The 17,496-nt window shown below is 58.2% G+C and carries 11 protein-coding genes and 3 pseudogenes; 9 read left to right on the forward strand and 5 right to left on the reverse strand.

Translation table 11 applies throughout. From position 1 onward, the window contains the following. Nucleotides 1-22: 22 nt before the first annotated feature. The 5 genes and pseudogenes from RX331_RS25000 to RX331_RS38995 all read left to right on the forward strand — a co-directional run. Nucleotides 23-1,870 carry a hypothetical protein gene (locus RX331_RS25000; RefSeq protein ID WP_317252498.1) on the forward strand — a complete coding sequence of 616 codons (1,848 nt, stop codon included), beginning with the start codon at nucleotides 23-25 and terminating at the stop codon, nucleotides 1,868-1,870. A 4-nt stretch (nucleotides 1,871-1,874) separates the two neighbouring features. Continuing rightward, nucleotides 1,875-2,246, forward strand: a complete 372-nt coding sequence (locus tag RX331_RS25005) for a hypothetical protein (RefSeq protein ID WP_317252499.1) — start codon at nucleotides 1,875-1,877, stop codon at nucleotides 2,244-2,246. Nucleotides 2,247-2,469: 223 nt separating this feature from the next. Further along, nucleotides 2,470-2,775, forward strand: a pseudogene (locus tag RX331_RS25010) (ATP phosphoribosyltransferase); the annotation flags it as partial. A 66-nt stretch (nucleotides 2,776-2,841) separates the two neighbouring features. Next, complete coding sequence (locus RX331_RS25015) at nucleotides 2,842-3,975, forward strand: glycosyltransferase family 2 protein (protein ID WP_317252500.1); 1,134 nt, start codon at nucleotides 2,842-2,844, stop codon at nucleotides 3,973-3,975. A gap of 94 nt (nucleotides 3,976-4,069) precedes the next feature. Next, nucleotides 4,070-4,368, forward strand: a pseudogene (locus RX331_RS38995) (glycosyl transferase); the annotation flags it as partial. Between the two features lie 2,241 nt (nucleotides 4,369-6,609). On the opposite strand, the gene RX331_RS25020 reads toward RX331_RS38995, so the two are convergent. After that, nucleotides 6,610-7,539, reverse strand: coding sequence for a TauD/TfdA family dioxygenase (locus tag RX331_RS25020; RefSeq protein WP_317258240.1), 930 nt, complete (start codon nucleotides 7,537-7,539; stop codon nucleotides 6,610-6,612). An 815-nt stretch (nucleotides 7,540-8,354) separates the two neighbouring features. On the opposite strand from RX331_RS25020, the gene RX331_RS25030 reads away from it, so the two are divergent. After that, complete coding sequence (locus tag RX331_RS25030) at nucleotides 8,355-8,588, forward strand: transposase domain-containing protein (RefSeq protein ID WP_317252501.1); 234 nt, start codon at nucleotides 8,355-8,357, stop codon at nucleotides 8,586-8,588. 190 nt (nucleotides 8,589-8,778) lie between these two features. Here the strand turns inward: RX331_RS25030 and RX331_RS25035 are convergent, their stop codons facing one another. The 4 genes and pseudogenes from RX331_RS25035 to RX331_RS25050 all read right to left on the reverse strand — a co-directional run bounded on the left by RX331_RS25035 (nucleotide 8,779) and on the right by RX331_RS25050 (nucleotide 13,535). After that, nucleotides 8,779-9,720: an NAD-dependent epimerase/dehydratase family protein gene (locus RX331_RS25035; protein ID WP_317252502.1), complete on the reverse strand. Its 942-nt coding sequence runs from the start codon at nucleotides 9,718-9,720 to the stop codon at nucleotides 8,779-8,781. Nucleotides 9,721-9,928: 208 nt separating this feature from the next. Beyond that, nucleotides 9,929-10,075 (reverse strand): annotated as a pseudogene (locus RX331_RS25040) (PIG-L family deacetylase); the annotation flags it as partial. Between the two features lie 1,599 nt (nucleotides 10,076-11,674). After that, nucleotides 11,675-12,982 carry a DUF4910 domain-containing protein gene (locus RX331_RS25045; RefSeq protein WP_317252503.1) on the reverse strand — a complete coding sequence of 436 codons (1,308 nt, stop codon included), beginning with the start codon at nucleotides 12,980-12,982 and terminating at the stop codon, nucleotides 11,675-11,677. A gap of 250 nt (nucleotides 12,983-13,232) precedes the next feature. Further along, complete coding sequence (locus RX331_RS25050; protein WP_317252504.1) at nucleotides 13,233-13,535, reverse strand: dTDP-4-dehydrorhamnose 3,5-epimerase family protein; 303 nt, start codon at nucleotides 13,533-13,535, stop codon at nucleotides 13,233-13,235. A gap of 642 nt (nucleotides 13,536-14,177) precedes the next feature. Here RX331_RS25050 and RX331_RS25055 point away from each other — a divergent pair. From RX331_RS25055 to RX331_RS25065, 3 genes are read left to right on the forward strand one after another with little or no spacing between them, the layout of a single operon-like run. Next, on the forward strand, nucleotides 14,178-16,007 hold the full coding sequence (locus tag RX331_RS25055; RefSeq protein ID WP_317252505.1) for a hypothetical protein: 1,830 nt from the start codon (nucleotides 14,178-14,180) through the stop codon (nucleotides 16,005-16,007). After that, nucleotides 16,004-16,786, forward strand: coding sequence for a glucose-1-phosphate cytidylyltransferase (gene rfbF, locus RX331_RS25060; RefSeq protein ID WP_317252506.1), 783 nt, complete (start codon nucleotides 16,004-16,006; stop codon nucleotides 16,784-16,786). Before RX331_RS25055 ends, rfbF begins: the two co-directional genes overlap by 4 nt. Continuing rightward, entirely contained in the window at nucleotides 16,783-17,376 is a 594-nt protein-coding gene (locus RX331_RS25065; RefSeq protein ID WP_317252507.1) for a GDP-mannose 4,6-dehydratase, read from the forward strand. The genes rfbF and RX331_RS25065 overlap by 4 nt, the downstream gene beginning before the upstream one ends. The last annotated feature ends 120 nt before the right edge of the window (nucleotides 17,377-17,496 follow it).

Below are 17,496 nucleotides of genomic sequence, written 5' to 3' on the forward strand. Positions count from 1 at the left end.
CATTGGAATGGGACAAAGGCTTATGCCGAAAGACCACTTTGCCAACGGAAGGACGTTGTCAGTTTTGTTGGATCGGATTTTGCTGGCTCTTTCCGCTGTAGCCACAGCAATCCCTTTTTTCCGGCTTCTATACTACAGCAGTTACGGTCTTGATCTCCAGGATGATGGCTACAACCTCAACTACATCGCGAACCCATCCGCGTACTCAATCAATATGCCACCCTCTCTTTTCGGCTTTGTCTATCACTGGCCGTATCAGTGGGCGGGTGGCGACATCGCCACGCTTCGCAGGGCGAACGTCACGCTCACCATGGGGCTAGGCTGGATTCTCAGCTTCCTTGTGATTCGGCGTCTCTGGACAGCGGGCTGGCTGCATGCGGCGGTGCTATCGGCAGGGATCGCGAGCCTGGCACTATGCGACTTTCGTAACTGGTGGATCGCGCCCAGCTACTTCGCACTGACCTTTCAATCGCTGTTGACGGTGATGATCGGCTTGCTGCTAGCCGACCGGCCAAGTGGCAGGCGCCAAGTCTTAGGTTGGATCCTGGTCGGCGTTGGCGGCTGGTGTTGCTTCATGGCCAAGCCGACCACTGCTGCGGCCATTGGCCTCGTCGTTATGCTCTATGTCGTTGTTTTGCGGCAGAAGTCGCTGCTCCCCATGTTTGGCGCGGCGCTAGTAGCTCTCTCTCTACTGATTGTTACCGCCTACTTGATCGACGGCGGCATCACCGGGCTGGTGACGCGTATGGTCAACAGCGCTGAGATGGAAGTCCTGCTAGGTTCCGGGCACGAGGTGTCTCTCATGTTTCGGATCGACTGGCTCACCACCAGTCTTTCGCAACTCGCTGTCGCCGTGGTAGTGGTGATAGCCCTTCTGCTCGGCATTCTCATGGGAGCTACGCACAAGTGGTTCCTATCGCTGGCTCTCGCCCCGGTGTTGATCCTAACAATAGGGATTGCGCTGCTGGGGATCGATCCGATCAGCATCGAGCCTTCGATCCTGTTCTTGGTACCGGCCCTCACATGCCTTGGCGTGATGTTCTATCGTGAGGGATTGGTTCTGCGAACCCAGACTCCCACTGCCATCACTCTAGCGCTAAGCTTTTTGGTCCTGCCCCACCTGTTCGCACTGGGCTCCAATCAAAATTACTGGTTCGTCGGTTCGAAGGAGGTCTTGTTCTGGATGCTCGCGGTCGTTGCCTTCCTGAGTCCTCTTGCACAACGGGAACGCAGCGTCGCCATCCTACTTCCCCTGTCGATTCTGACACAGTTGCTCACTACATCGGTCGTCAATGGTGGCCTCCTGAAGCCGTGGCGTCAGGTGAAAGATCTGCGCTCTTATACCGCCGTCACGCCCCTCCCGGGCGGTGGAAAATTGGTGCTCTCGCAACCCTTCCACGACTATCTAGCCATGGCCAGAGCCCAGGCTCGTGCGACCGGCCTTGAAGTCGGTACCTCGGTAATCGATCTCTCTGGCCGCTCGCCGGGCCTGCTTTATATGCTTGAGACGCGAGCGCTCGGTCTACCATGGCTGATCGGGGCACAACCCGGCAGTAGCGCGGTCGCGGTAGAGACACTGGGACTGGAGAACTGCGCCGATCTGGCCAGAGCATGGGTACTCGTCGAGCCGGATGGCCCGCGTCATCTTGACCAAGCTAGTGTCCTGACCTCCTTCGGAGCCGGACAGGCGGACTACGTCCCCGCCGCTAGTTTCGAAAATCCCGTCCCCGCCGGGTTCGAAAACCCCGTCTATGACTGGGACCATCCGAACGCCCAGAGGCAGATTTTATTCAAGCCTGTACGCCCCCCCGCTCTGGCTGAGCAATCCTGCCGTGAGGCCAGGCGACAACGGCCGCACAGCCAGAAATGAAACCATGGATATCCAGCACAACATAGCTGGGCGCTGGAGCGCAACATTGGTGGATACCGGCGAAAAGAGCAAGACCGGCGGACGCGTCAAGCACATCCTGGCCTATGTGAGTGATGAGCCTTTTCCTGCCCTCACCCATGGCGACGGTGTTGCTGATATCGACCTCCGGACCCAGGTCGCGGTTCATAGGTCCCACGGCCGCATGGCCACGGTGACATCGGTGCGTGCTGCAAAGACGTTTGGAGCCATCCAAAATCGACAGCGACCGCGTGATCTTCTTCGAGGCGAAGCCGGAGCACCATGGCGGTTGGATCAATGGCGGCCGCTTTCTGTTCTCGCCGAAGGTGCGAGAAACGCAATCTGGGCGACGCCGTGAAGTGGGAACATGAATCCATGGAAGCTCTTGCACGGAGCGCCCAATTGCGCGCTGATATCCATTGTGGGTTTTGGCGTCCGATGGATATCCTCGGCGACCGAAAGGAAACACTGTTCTGGTGCGGGGGGTGGGTTCTCCTGACTGGACACACGGCTTTAAGGGCTGCTGGATACCGATCCTTCTCTCGACGACCCACCGAAACCTGCACCTCGCTCTTCGTCCGCGCGAATACCGCGGCAACATCTCAGCCTCGACAATGTCGAGATCGCCTATCTCTCGTGCAGCGAGATCGCCGCGCAGCTCGCGCGCGGTGTGGTGCACTTCGGGGGTGCCGGCGGGGACTTGGTGCGCGAGAGCATCATCAACGCGAACGATCGCGTGCTCCTGATCGCAATATAGGCATAGACATGGGCAGCGCCCATACGGTGGTCGCAGTGCCGCAGGCCTGGATTGACGTGCGCACTATGGCCGATCTCGATGAAGTCGCCGCCGGCTTCCGGGCCCGCATAACTGGCAAATGCGGGTCGCGAAAGTCCCTTCGCCGCGGCAGTAGCTGCGGTCGTGGACAGGCTCGGCGGATATAAGCCTCGTCCCCATGAACGGAATTCTCAGATTGGTCATCGAAAACCCGCTAGACACCGCGATTCGGCCGGTGCTTTCCGTCGTCGTTCCCACCTTTAACGAGCGCGACAACGTCATCAAGCTGTTCGAGAAGCTGAAGGCGACGCTAGAGGGCATCGCGTGGGAAGTGCTCTATGTCGACGACAACTCCCCTGACGGGACCTGGGAGGTAGTCCGCGATCTGGCGCGCCGCGATGGTCGGGTGCGCTGCATCCGCCGGATCGGCCGGCGCGGCCTGTCAGGGGCCTGCATCGAAGGCATTTTGGCGTCCTGCGCGCCCTATGCGGCGGTGATGGACGCCGACCTGCAACATGACGACACGCAGCTGCCAAGAATGCTGTCGCTCTTGCAAAGCGGGACGGCCGAGCTCGTCGTCGGCAGCCGTTATACCGCGGGTGGCAGCGCCGAAAGCTTCAACAAGCAGCGCGCCAGTGCCAGCGCATTCGCAACTGAGTTGGCCAAGCGCGTGCTGCGGGTCGAGATCGCAGACCCCATGAGCGGCTTCTTCATGATCCGGCGTGACCGCTTCGAGCAGTTGGCACCGCAGCTCTCCATCCAAGGCTTCAAGATCCTGCTCGACATCATCGCGACCGCGCGCGGCAGCCTCAAGACCCTCGAGATCCCCTACCGGTTCGGCTCGCGGCTGCACGGCGAGAGCAAGCTCGATCCCATGGTGGCACTGGATTTCCTCGGACTCGTACTGGCCAAGATCACCAATGATGCGGTGTCGCTGCGTTTTTTGATGTTTGCGATGGTCGGCGGCACCGGCTTGTTCGTTCATCTCGGCACCCTGTTCGTCGCGTTGAGATTTTTCGACCTGCCATTTGGAAAGGCCCAGGCGGCCGGCGCACTTGTCGCGATGACGACCAATTTCATCTTAAACAATTTCCTCACCTATCGTGACCAACGGCTGAAGGGTTTTGCGATCTTGCGCGGTCTCGCGGCGTTCTATCCCACCTGCGGCGTCGGCCTGTTTGCCAATATCGGTGTCGCGTTCTCGATCTATGAACAGGAGCCCATCTGGTGGCTAGCTGGAGCGACGGGAGCCTTGATTGGCGTCGCCTCGAATTACGCGTTGTCGGGGCTATTCGTCTGGCGCAGGCGATGAATCCTGATGACCACCGGCTCGTTCGCAACACTGGCCCGACCTCGATCCTGCTTGGAGGGGTACGGATCGCGGCGATCGCTGCTATCCTGCTGCTGTGATTTTGTGGAATGGGGACCATGAATGAGTCTCCTTCGTCAAGCAAATGACGGTGCGTGCGTCGAGGATTTCCGTCCCGGTTGCATTCTAGAGCTGGTTTGGATTCAATTCGACTCGCAAAGCCGCTGGTGTTCCTCCCGGGCGTGATGGGACTCGACGCTCTGATCCAACGCAAAGCGGGCGCTTCGGCGCGCGCTCTGATCGAGTGCATTTGCTGGACCATCACGCCTATTTTCGTCTGGCATTCGCTCCACGCGTGTCGAAGCCAACTGGTTTGCGCCGGCTTATCCCGCCTTCAGAGCAAGGCTACGAGAGCCTGACAATGAGCAGCGCGAACATGATGATCAGACGGGAGCGGCCCAGCGCAGGCAGAAATCGGCAACACGCTGGCGCCAAGGCCCGGTTGACCACATGCGCGGCGGCCGCAGCGGCCATGACCCAGAGCTCAACAAATTCGGCACGTGCAACGGAGGATCCTGCAGGTCGGCCGGAAGATACAGGAGGACGGCAGAAGCGCGTGGCAGCAAGCTCGAGAAGTTCAGCTTGCTTACAGGACTAGAGATCGACCGCCACGTTGGGCACCCCCGCCAGCCGCCAGCAGTCAATGACGTGCCATCTCTCAGGTGCTCCGGCATAGTGGCGAGGTAACAAAGACCTACTTACAAGCTGGGAATGGAGGAGGCCGCGGAACAATCGGCTCTCGAGCGCGATGTTCGGCAAAACCGAAGCTATGGATGTCGAGTATCGCGAGGCAAGAGACGATGGCGCGCTTCCACTTCGAGCTTCGCAAGCGTGTGGGCGGGAAAAGACCCAAGTCGGGTGACTGGTGCCGAGAGATTCGAATCTCCATCGATCGGTTCGGCGGTGCGGGGGACGAATCGATCACCCGATCCTGCTGCCCAGAATCAGGAAGCGGGTGCGGTGATCAAGCTTGGGGAGGTCATCATGATACTTGATCCTTATAGTCGGTACTTTAATCTCTGATCGGAAGATGGTTCCTTGTTTCTCGTACCGGCTTGGATGACGCAGGCAGAAGCAACATCTGTCAAGATCGTTTCATTGACCTGGATCCTTGAGCTGCGAACACCGATCGACTCGGTCTAGGCTCCCAGCCGGGGGGAGTTGTCCCCTGATCATGGATGCTTGGACCGCGATGCGTCAGACCTCTCCCCAACCAGATCTATTCGAGGCGCTGCCGCCTCGGACGAGGCTTACTCCGGCAGAACGAGTGGATCATCTGCTGTTGCTGCCTATGGACGCGATGACGCCGCCGCTCGCCACACACACCTCGGATCGATCGAACGGTAAGCCATGACAAAATCACGCCTGACCATCTCGCGCGCAGCGCCTTCGTTTACATTCGTCAATCGACCTCGATGCAGGTCACGCATAACCTAGAGACCCAGCCAGACAGTGCGGCTGTATAGCCTGGCGGATCGTGCCCGCCGCCTGGGTTGGGAGAACGTTGAGGTAATCGATGATGACCTCGGCCGATCTGGCGGCGGCTTCCGTCGCCCGGGATTTGAGAGATTGCTGCCGCGATTTGCGAAGGTCTTGTTGACGCTGTGCTCTCGGTGGAAGCCTCTCGCTTGGCCCGCAATGGGCGTGGCTGGCACACGCTGCAGGAATTCTGCGGTCTCGTTGGCACGATTATTGTCGATGAGGACGGGGTCGGCTTCTTTCTGGAATGAAGGGAACGATGAGCGAGGTCGAGATTTCAGTTTTTCGACAGCGTTCCATCGAAGCCATGAAGCAGAAGGCGCGGCGCGGCGAACTCTTTCTGACGTGGCCGTAGGCTATGTTGATCCTGGGCTCGACAAAATCGAGAAGGATCCCGATCGGAAAGTTCAGGAAGCGATCGTCCTCGTTTTCAGAGGTTCAACGAGTTGCAGACGATCTGGCAGGTCTTGGTGCGGCTCCGGCAGGAGAAGATTCCACTTTCCGCACGGACGGTGGGCGATGCGCCCGATCACGTCATTTGTATCAAGGCGCTCGATCGTAGCCAGCCTATGTTGCCCATGCGCCACGTCAGCTCGCGCGGCGCAGCCACGACTACACCTGCCCGGCACGATCCCGCTTCTCGCGGCGCTCGACATTGCGATGGGCAAGGTCATCGGCAAATGCTTTGCCCGCCACCGCGCCGCCGAATACCGCAAGTTCCTCGACCAGATTGTGATCACTGGCCCGCGGGGTCCTGGATGTCCATCTCGTCAGACAACTACACCACACAAAGCCCCCTGAGCCGCAACTGGCTCGCCAAACGGCCGTGTTGGCACGTCCATCTCGCGCCGACCAGTCATCCTGGCTCAACAACTTGAGCGCTTCTTCGCGCTCATCACCGACAGAAGATCCGGCCCGGGATCTATCGCATTGTCCGGGCGCTGCGGGCCGACATTATGCACTTCATCGGTCATCACAACGCAATCCCAAGCCCATTCAAATGGACCAAGTTCGCCAATGACATCCTTGCTTCCAATCGAACTCGGTACAATACTCAAGCTCAAGCATCGTAACGTCGCGAATTTCTGTCTCAGGACACTAGATGACATTCGCGAGCGGCTGCTTGGTGGCTTTGATGCGCGTTACGCTGCACCGGCCATCAACGCTAGCGGGCACCTCGCCTTCAACCGTAGCGCGACAAAGGACGCGATGCTGGTCGCCGTAATCATTGACCCCCTTATGTTGCGTAGCGCGGTTGTCCCAGATCGCGACATCACCTTCCTTCCATTTCCAGCGCACCGTGTTTTCGGCCGCGGTGACATACGACTGGAACAGATCGAAGAGCCTCTGGCCGTCAAATTTCGGAATACCAACAAAACGCAGAACGTGATTGCCGAGCACTAGCGTGCGCTCGCGGGTCTCGGGGTGGACACGCACGACGGGATGTTCGGTCTCATAAATCGTTCTGGTGTAAACCTCATCAAAATGCTTCTTGTCGGCCTCACTAGGGCGAGCCGTTACGGCGAAGTCGTAGGCGTTGCCGTGAACGGCCCAGAGCTCGTCGGCAAGCCTCTGCAGCGGCGGCGGGAGGTCTAAATAGGCGGCCGCGGTGTTCGACCAGACCGTATCTCCGCCGAAGGCTGGGATTACAGGGCTCCGCAGCATGCAAATCTTGGGATAGGCTTCGACGAAAGACACGTCGATGTGCCACACGTCGGCCCGGCTATGGGGACGGGTGGAATCGATCTCGATGATGGATGCTGTTCCCTTGCTGACAGCGGCCGTCGGATGCGGCATGAGTTTTCCAAAACGAAGAGCAAAGCGCTCCAACTCCGCGTCGTCGAGATGACGCTGTTCGCGAAAGAAGATTACTTTGTGTTCGAGCAGCACGCCGTTGATCGCAGCGATGGTCTGTGCCGGCAAATCGCCCGACAGCTTGATGTTCCGGACTTCGGCGCCGATACGGGCTGAACATTTGAGAACATCGGACGGCGGAATGACATTATCGATCAAAGCCGTTTCACTCATGGTATTCTCCAAAATTGCTTTCTCTTCGCCAGACAAAGCCGAGAGATGAACGGGTGAATGCCGCGGCTGATCCGTGCCACGCCCGATACAACACCCCACCTGAAGCTCGCCGGTGCTGCTCCCCAAGCAAGCGCTGTGCCAATCGAGAAACCCGGGTGTCAAACGGTTGATTTTACCCAAGCAGATACTCAGCCTCGCACGGACGGCGAAGCCGCTAATCGTCATACTGCGTCGCGGATACGACAAGCATTGTCGCGCGTACGACAAGCGCATATACACCACTGCGCCTTCGCCGTACGAGTTCAATACCCGTGACTTGCACATAAAGGCCAGGAGTAACTGCATCAGGTTTCATGAGTTCAGTTGAAGTATCACCTCAGAGCCGCCGTCGCTTGCTGCCGTAGCGCAGCGTGGTGAGCGACGTCGAGAGGGTGGCGCGTGGCGTCGGGAACGCTGAGATTGTGGAGCCGCGCCCAAATCAGCCGGCTGAAGCCGAGCACAAACGAGAACAGCCAGACGACGGGGGTGACCGCCGGGCGTCAGTGAACTGCTCCTGCAATTGAGCAAAGTCGACCTGCGCCCGGTCACCGGGTGGCCTCTCGAAGCGGACTTCAAAGGCTTGCAGGTGAATGGATGGATCCGGTGACGGCGCGGCTTGCGTGGACCATAGACTGGCGGCTCCAGGCCACGAGCGGTGCATTTGCGAACGGTTTTCCGCGATCACGAGTTCGCGGGCGATCGCCGGGACCATCAGTCCTTGCTGATGATCAAAATGGATCTTTGCCGACGACAGTCGCGATCCGCCCGGAAAGCGGGTGAAATACGTAGAAGACTTCGATATCACGCCCCAGACTCCGGGCATTATGGCGTCGCGTCGGATGAGGGCGGCGGGCGTGCGGCTGCGATCTGCCAGCGCCAAGCTCGACGACATTGATCCGCACGGCTGGCTCGCCGACGTGCTGGGCCGTTTGCCTGATCACCCCGCCAAGCGCATTCACGACCTCCTGCCCTGGAGCTGGCGTCCGCAGAACGTCGCTGACGCTGCTTGAGCCCTATCAGCTCTCCGTCCAAGACGAGCTACGAGGGCCGTCGCCGGATGCGTACGTATTTGTCGAGGTCTTCTTTAATTATTGTGCATGTGTTCGTATCGCGTTAAAGCAGCCGATACCGCTCGCGACGTTTCGAATAATGCGGCGTTCGAACACTTGGCAGCGAACTCGTGCCTGTCCTGCCGTCCGGTCATGCAGCTGAGCGGGATTTATACCAATCTACCGTGCGACGCAGGCCCGCCTGCAGGGTTGTCGACGGGCTCCAACCGACCAATTTGTAGGAGGCGCTGACATCGGCTTTCATCAGTCGCTCGAGTGGTCGATCGGGAACCGCCCCGAACAGCGCTTCGGGTGCATCGGCAATCAATCCTCTCAGCTGCTGTACAATCTCTCGGATTGAGCACATCTCGCCAGATCCGAGATCTACCGAGCGGCTGCTGGCGCCGGATGCATGGCCGCATGCGACAAGACCGTCGACTACGTCATCGACACAAATCCAGTCGACCAGCCGGATGCCGCTGCTCAGCTTGGGTCGCTCGCCGCGCAAAAAGGCGGTGGTGACATAGGGCACAAACTTCGTCAGGTCCATCTGTCCCGGGCCGTAAACCATAGCGATCTTTGCCGTGACGACCTCCGTCTGGTACAGCGCTCCGAACAATCGCGCATAACCCGATGCGGCTCCTTTTGCGGCGGCATAGGGTGAGCAGGGCACGGGATCCAGATCATCCGGCTCTTCAAGGGAACCAGCGAGGACGATCCGACCAGCACCGTTCTGAGCGCTGGCCAAAAGGAGATTGAACGCTGTCGTGAAGTTGTTTTGCAAAATCGGCAGTACGACTTCGAGGCTGCGCGAACCCGTCACCAGGCTGGCGAGATGATATATCTTGTCAGGCAGAATGGTCCGGATCAGTTCTCGCGTTGCTTGCAGATCGACTAGATCGACGTTCCACCAATGGATCGCAGCTGCGCCTGCCGCGTCGCTCGTATCTCCGCCGATCGACTGCCACCACGCTGGCAGGTCGGCCGGCGGCTGACGCGAGACTGCGTGCAATTCCACGCCCGAAACTGCGAGCTTCCTACACAGCTGCGATCCGATGAAGCCTCGTGCGCCAGTCACTAATACCCTTTCCATAAACGTCTCCTAGCGCACGATCCGGAAAACCGGAAGCCTATCCGTCCCCGCGGCACGCGCGAAACGTTTCCGCGAAGATGGTGCTCAGACAACACTAGAGCGAGACGACGATTAGAGGAGCTCGTCGTCACATTCTTGTGGGAGCAACCGCTGTCGTCCATTGGGCCGGCGTTCGCCTCTTTATCCTGCTCGGTGCAGCCGATCGAACCAGCGAGAGCTTGCGCACGATGAACGCTTCCGCATAGCGCTTCCGCGCCCGGCATTCCATCCCTCTCAGCCGTGCCAAGCCCAGAAAAGTTCCGGCATCGAGCCACTGCTTGGAGCGCTGACTGCCAAAGTGCGAAATCAGCAAGTCTGTATGTGCCGAATTGTAAATGCCCACACAGGCATATACAGATTAGGCTATGCCATGCCCTGGTCCAGCCAACTCAGCAGTGTCGCTCCCGCACCGGTTTCGATGTCATTCTGAGTGGCCACCAGGCATAGCACCGACAACCGATCACCACGTCCAGCGAACCGAATCGACTTCACAAATTCACCACGGCGGCAACATTTTTGTTCAGCTGCCATGGCGAATCACCACGCTCAAACCCCTCCTCAGAGCACCTGCCTGTCCCTGAGCGTGTCCATAGCTCGCCAAAATCCTTCATCGTTGATTTGCGAACATGCCAATGCCTTCTCACCCTGTGCTCTGCACAACTGCTATGATAGCTTTATCCGCATCCGCAGCGAGTCTGCTTATCATGTGCGCGCAGGAATCCGCTCCACTAAGCGACGCGCCGCTGGACTTCATGATTTTGACCGCCATGACGAAATAGCCTCGGTCAAGCCTCTAAAGAACGCAGCGTTCCGCGCAGGCGGGTTCGTGATTGATCTACCGGATCTGCGAGCGGCCTGCACCTACCAAGCCTGAGAGTACGTTCCCACGGCCGAGTTACGTGATTGCGAGCGGCAATCGGGTCATGAGGGCTCTTTTCAGGTGCCATTTGTTTGCGCGCGGGAAGCCGTTAACCTTTTCGGGTAATGTGAAGGGGTCGACCAACGAGCCAACAATCCTTCGGTACATTGATGTCATCGCTCAAGGTGTCTTCAGCTCGGCGAAGGTGTTATCGATGGGATCGGATCAACGAATCTCGGCCGAACGGCATGCAAGCGCCCTGGCGCTATTGGGCCGCTGCAGCGGCGGCGTAAGAGCGACCGGGATGAAAACGTATCATGTCGATTTCTAAACCTCAATTTCTATGACCCCTCACATCTGCGCTGTCCACTTGAAAGCACGCTACATCGACCTATCAACTCGATGAGCAGACAAGTCGCTTGCCGCCGGTATCGAGCGTGAGAAGATCGTCCCAACGGCGCGAACTGTCATTGCGCATTGTCACTCCGGGTTCGAGTGCGGATCTCTCGCCCGATCCGGCGGGCGATCGTGCGACCCGGTAATTTCGCCGATATTGCGAAAGACGCTTGCGAGGGACGATTCATATTTGGCGGTCGAACACGGAATTTTTCTTATCACAATTTCCACCGCCGTTGTGCGGGTATGGCTCGTTTCAGCCGAACGTCACATCGATGTGCCTTCGAAACTCCTTGAGCGCACCGCTGGGCGGTAGGGGGACAACTAGGGATGCTTTGGCGGAGCGCGTTGAGACATCAATCCGTCGCACTCAACACGACGAAAGGCAATCGCCCAGCGTGTTAAAAAGGCAGAGACAGGAACCCCAATCTCCAGTCTCGCGCCTCCTAAGATGAATGGCTGAGGGAATATGTAGCTGAGAGCGATCTTGTGTAAACGGTAGGGGACTTCGTAGGCTAGAGTTCGAGCTTTTATCCAGGTGAAAAACTCGAGGTGGGCGCCACCTTTTCGGCTTGGACACTTAACTTCGCCAACGTCATCGAGCTGATCACTTGCAAGATAAATTTGCGGCGTGATGGTGCATCATTCGACCCGCCTCGATCATTCGGGACGCGCGTAGACAAGCCCTGCGTCCAATGCGATCCGCGCCGCGGACTCAAGCCCAGCAAAGGGAACATCGGCGCGGAGTGCCATTTCCAACAGGCTGTGGTCACCATCAGCCAGATTGAGAAACCACAATAGGTCCATCTGCGTGGCGCCCCCCGCCTCGCGCTGTCCCGCGATTGCTCTGTAGAGACCGCGTCTTCCAAGCTGAGGTTCGCCCCGGCCGTCGACGCGCTGATATGTGCAGTTCCCATCGAGCAAGTCCAGGAGCGTCTCTATTACCGAGTAAGATTGATTGAGGGCCCCACGCTTCACGAAATCCAGATTGTCTGCCGACGTATGGTATTCGGGGAAAGCACCATGTACGCTGCGCATAAGGCAGCCTACCGGCAAATTGAAACCTGGCGAACAAAACTGCCGCTCGTCATATCCGTAGGGATTAAACGGCATTATTTCGTGGCTGAAGTGAGAATGCCTCAGGACATGTGCTACGGCCTGATCGATCGGGGCCCCCTTGCGGCTCTGCTTGTAGTGAAATTGCCCGCTATCACCCAAACACGTCAGCACGAGCCCATGTTTGATATTAGCCAATACCGGTTCGTTGCGGGCGAGCCAGGTGATGGCCCCGATCGTCGCCGGAAGAAAGAGAAAGCGATATCCTAGCCGCCGTTTTTGCCGCGCCTGCCGCAGGGCCAGAGCAGTCATGAGCGCTATTCCCGAAAGATTGTCATTTGCGAGGCTGGGATGACAAACATGGCAGCTAAGCAAAACCTCGTCCGGCGCTTCGCCTGGAACGAAAAACTCACCAAAAGTCAGTGAACCAGCTGAGATATCGCTGTCGATTTCGACGTGATAGACCTCATCGTTCATGCTCTGCCAAAGCTTATGAGGCAAGCAGAAGCCCCAATCGTCGGCGTAATAGCCAGTCCTGTACGGAATAAGGTCCGGCTGATCAGGCAATGTGTGGATGTGCCGTTCTAGTTCGGCACGCGTGAACACTCCCCGCACCGGCTTGCTATACCCCAGAACGTGAAGATTGCTGCTGGCGAAGTCGACCAAACATCTTCCGTCCACTGTGGTGATCGATCCGCCGCGAATGTTCCATTCCATCGGAACATGCCAGTCCAAAACGGTAGTCCCCGTTTTGACTTCATTGATCTTAAGACCAATGTGGCGCTCGACTATGCCGAGCGTCTTTCGAACTCCTGAGCCAGTCAGACTACGGTTGATCGGAAACAGTTCGGTGACCAGATCATACAGATCTATCGCGGGATTTCTCTCAGTTTCTTTCACGTCGAGCTTCATTGGCACCTTGCCGGATCATCAGAGCCCACGGTCTGCGACAACGGCCCGGCCTCATCCTTGGCGATAATATCGTCACCGGCTCGAGCCATCTAATAGCAAACATGGAATCATCGTACCGAAAACATCCGACAGGCTCTCGCCGTATACTATACCCATCAGATATTCTGACAACCGTGTGATCCGCCAGCATTTGGAATTCGTGCGCAATCCCGCAGGAATGTCAAGCATTGTCGCGGTCGATGGCCCCAATTCATTCGCGAAGACGGTTGCTGTAGCTGGGGGACGTCTGCTGCAAGTCCACGATGACGTCATAGATGCCGCCAGCTGTGCACCTGCCGAGTTTTGCGTCGGCTTTTGGAGCTCGTTGGAAGTGCATCCCACGAATGGCCGCTCGGATTCTTGTCACAGAGCTGTTTCCCTGAACGGGAATGAAGTCGATCCTCTGCTCCGAAAAGGCCTTGGCGCACCGCGTCCTTATGAAGCTTCCACGATCGTCTGTTCGGACGTTCAGCTCGATCATCGCATCCGCGTTTCCGAGCCGACAAAAGTTCATGATAAAGACCCCTCTCGACTACTGACCCACCGAAGCAAACTCAACACTGCTATCTGCGACCGTCGGCTCAGGACGCACGCAACGAAATCTTTGAGGACCCAGTCAAGTCGAAGCCGATCCGACATTCCGCAAGCCGTTCCGAAGCGAAGACAGGTCACGACCATCCCCGCATCGATCGCCGAGAGCTTTTGCTCGGCGTCAGTATTTTATTTTGCACAAGCCGTGATTGGATTGGGGGGATCGGCCTTCCCTATCGCGGTCGTTGGTCGGCAATCCTAATAGACGCTGAGCTCGACACAAAGACAACCTTCTTGACGCCGTCGCCTGCAGTCGCCTTCGCAGGAACACTGTCGTGCGCCGGTTAATGTCCATCGTGACTGAAACCGGTAGCCCATCGAGTCATTTGAGATCGCACCCTGGCTTCGGTCTTGAGATTGCTAGCGCGGGATAGTCGATTGGCATCGGGCCCCTCCGTTGTCTCTCATTGTCAGGCCAGAGTAAAGAGCGCTGCGGAGGTCCACGCCGCGTTCATTCGGCGCTGCGTCAGGGTTGCGGCCCCTTCCGACCAGCGTCGCTACCAGTTCTTGGAGGAGATTGCAGGGCTCAGGTCAGTTAGAAGCTCCTCGAGCCTGGAAGGCACCTATGCCAAGACAAAACCACTTTGCCAACGCAAGGACGTTGCCAGTTTTGTTGGATCGGATTTCGCTGGCTCTGTCCGCCGTAACCACAGCAATCCTTTTCGTTTGGCTACTGTACTACAGCAGTTACGGCCTCGATCTCCGAGACGAAGGCTTCTGGCTCAACTTCATCACGAACCCATTCGCCTACGCAATCAACATTCCGCCGACCCTTTTTGGCTTCGTCTATCACTGGCCATATCAGTGGGCGGGTGGCGACATAGCAGTGCTTCGCATGGCGAACGTCATGCTCACCATGGCGCTGGGCTGGATTCTCAGCTTCCTTGTCATCCGGCGCCTCTGGACGGTGGGCTGGCCGCATGCGGTGGTGCAATCGGCAGGGATCGCCTGCCTGGCATTAGTCGCCTTCACCTGGCTGCTGCTCACGCCCAACTACTACATACTGAACATTCAGTCGGCCATGGCGGTGATGATCGGCTTGCTGCTAGTCGACCGGCAAGGACGCATGCGCCGCGTCTTGGGGGCGATTCTGGTCGGCGTTGGCGGCTGGTGCTGCTTCATGGCCAGACCGACCAGCGCTCCGGCGATTGCCCTCGTCGTTATGCTCTATGTCGTCGTTTTGCGCCGAAAGTCGCTGCTCCCCATGTTTGGCGCGGCGCTGGTCGCGCTCGCTCTACTTATCGTTACCGCCTACTTGATCGGCGATGGCATCACCGGGCTGGTGACCCGTATGGTCAACAGCGCTGAGATAGAAATCCTGCTGGGTGCCGGGCACGAGGTGTCTCGCATTTTTCGGATCGAGTGGATCGCCACCAGTCGCTCGCAACTCGTCATCGCTGTGTTAGTGGCGACAGTCCCCCTGCTCTGCATGGGGTCTACGTGCAAGTTGCTCACGTCGCTTGCTCTCGCTGCGGTGTTGATCGTAACAATAGCGATCGCGCTGCTGGGGATCGATCCGATCGGTATCGAGCCCTCGGCTCTGTTCCTGGTGCCAGCCCTCACATGCCTTGGCGCGATGTTTTATCGTGAGGGAGTGGTTCTGCGCACCCGGGCTCCCACGAGCATCGCTCTAGCGCTAGCCTTTTTGGCCCTGCCCCACCTGCTTACACTGGGCTCCGTGGCCACTTACTGGTGGAACAGTTCGCTTGCCGCCTTGTTCTGGATGCTCGCGGTCGTTGCCTTCCTGAGCCCTCTTGCGCAACAGGGACGCAGCGTCGGGACTCTACTGCCCCTGACCGTGTTGGCACAGTTGCTCACTGCATCAGTGGTCAATGCTGGCATGCTGAAGCCCCACCGTCAGGTGAAAGGCCTGCGCGCTTATACCGCTGTTACGTCCCTCCCGGGTGGTGGAAAATTGGTGCTCTCGCAACCCCTCCACGGCTATCTAGCCGCGGCCAGAGCCAAGGCTCGTGCGGCCGGCCTTCAAGTAGGTACCCCGGTGATCGATCTCTCCGACTCACCGACCTTGCTGTATGTGCTCGAGACGCGAGCGCTCGGTCTACCATACATGATCGGGGGATATCCCGGCAGTAACGCAGTTGCGGTTGAAGCGCTCGGACTTGAGAACTGCGTTGATCTGGCCAAAGCGTGGGTGCTGATCGCGCCGGATGGTCCGCGTCATCTTGACCAAGGCGGTGTCATCGCCTCCTTTGGAGCCGGACAGCCGGACTACATCGCCGCTGCTACGTTCGAAACCCCTGTCGTTGAAGACTACTCTCCGAATTCTCACAGGCAGTTTTTGTTGAAGCCCGTGCGTTCCGCCGCGCTGGCGGAGCAATCCTGCCATGAAGCCAGGCGACAACGGGCGCATAACCAGAAATGGAGCCAACGGTGAAAGCTGTGATCCTCGCAGGTGGCCATGGAACCCGAATCTCCGAGGAAACCCACCTTCGGCCCAAGCCCATGGTCGAGATCGGCGGTAAGCCGATTCTGTGGCACATCCTCAAAATCTACTCTCACCACGGCATCAACGATTTCGTCATCTGCTGCGGCTACAAGGGCTATCTGATCAAGGAGTACATCGCCAACTACTTCCTGCACGTGTCGGATGTCACCTTCGACATGACGAATAACCGCATGGAGGTTCACCAGCACCGCGCCGAACCTTGGAAGGTGACGTTAGTCGATACCGGCGAGAAGACCATGACAGGTGGTCGGCTCAAGCGAGTTGCTAAGTACCTGACCGATGAGGACGCCTTCTGTTTCACCTATGGCGATGGTGTGGGAGACATAAACATAGCCGCATTGATCGCCTTCCACCGTCGTCAGGGTACGCTCGCTACACTAACTGCTACCTATCCGCCTGGCCGTTTCGGCGCCCTCGAAATTCGCGCTGATGATCACCGTATCGCCACTTTCAAAGAAAAACCCCCAGGTGATGGGGGGATGGTCAATGGTGGCTTCTTCGTGCTCTCGCCAAAAGTAATCAACCTGCTGATGGATGATTCCACAGTTTGGGAGCACGAGCCCCTCGCGGCCCTGGCTGAGCAGCAACAGCTTTCGGCGTACCAGCACCACGGCTTCTGGCAGCCCATGGATACTCTGCGCGACAAGAAATTCCTCGAAGCGCTCTGGGTTGATGGCAACGCTCCGTGGAAGGTCTGGGACAAATGAGCGGCTTCTGGTCAGGCAAGCGGGTCTTTCTCACGTGGCACACGGGCTTCAAGCGCTCGTGGCTCGTGCTTTGGCTGCAACATCTCGGTGCCCAGGTGACCGGCTACGCGCTGGTCCGGCCACCACCAACACCAAGCCTTTTTGAAATCACCCCGCGTCGGGCCGGGATGGAGCTGAACGACATGACCAACTACGATCCTTTGGTCAGCGAGCTTCGTAGCGCTGCGGCCGACATCGTTATCCACATGGCAGCACAATCATTGATGCGCTATTCCTCTGGCAATCCAGTTGTGACCAATCGCACCAATGTCATGGGAACGATGCACTTGTTGCAGCCCGTTCGGCAGGTGAACTCGGTCCGCGCCGTGCCCAACATCTCCTCCGACAAGTGCTGCGAGAACGGTGAATGGATCTCGCGCTTTCGTGAAAACGATCGGCTCAGCGGAGGTGACCCTATAGCCACAGCAAGGCCTGTGCCGAACTTGTGTCCTAGGCCCTCCATCACTCTTTTTTCAGCGCGGCAGCCATGTGACCCCCGGCGGTCCCCGCCAAGGCCCGCGCCAGCAACGCTGGAGTTGAGCAGAATATGACGCATGTTGCTGCCTGCTTGGCACGGGCAAGCTATAACGTGTTCACCTACTCCATTAGGAACTTCTCCACCCTGCGGGCCATGGAGCAACTCCGCCATGATGTCTATCCCGAAGCCCGCG

Source organism: Bradyrhizobium sp. BWA-3-5, from assembly GCF_032917985.1.
Taxonomy (GTDB): domain Bacteria; phylum Pseudomonadota; class Alphaproteobacteria; order Rhizobiales; family Xanthobacteraceae; genus Bradyrhizobium.

Coding starts and splice junctions, on each gene's coding strand:
- RX331_RS25000 (WP_317252498.1), top strand. CDS start 23: ATGCCGAAAGACCACTTTGCCAACGGAAGGACGTTGTCAGTTTTGTTG.
- RX331_RS25005 (WP_317252499.1), top strand. CDS start 1,875: ATGGATATCCAGCACAACATAGCTGGGCGCTGGAGCGCAACATTGGTG.
- RX331_RS25015 (WP_317252500.1), top strand. CDS start 2,842: ATGAACGGAATTCTCAGATTGGTCATCGAAAACCCGCTAGACACCGCG.
- RX331_RS25020 (WP_317258240.1), bottom strand. CDS start 7,539: ATGAGTGAAACGGCTTTGATCGATAATGTCATTCCGCCGTCCGATGTT.
- RX331_RS25035 (WP_317252502.1), bottom strand. CDS start 9,720: ATGGAAAGGGTATTAGTGACTGGCGCACGAGGCTTCATCGGATCGCAG.
- RX331_RS25045 (WP_317252503.1), bottom strand. CDS start 12,982: ATGAAGCTCGACGTGAAAGAAACTGAGAGAAATCCCGCGATAGATCTG.
- RX331_RS25050 (WP_317252504.1), bottom strand. CDS start 13,535: ATGAACTTTTGTCGGCTCGGAAACGCGGATGCGATGATCGAGCTGAAC.
- RX331_RS25055 (WP_317252505.1), top strand. CDS start 14,178: ATGCCAAGACAAAACCACTTTGCCAACGCAAGGACGTTGCCAGTTTTG.
- RX331_RS25065 (WP_317252507.1), top strand. CDS start 16,783: ATGAGCGGCTTCTGGTCAGGCAAGCGGGTCTTTCTCACGTGGCACACG.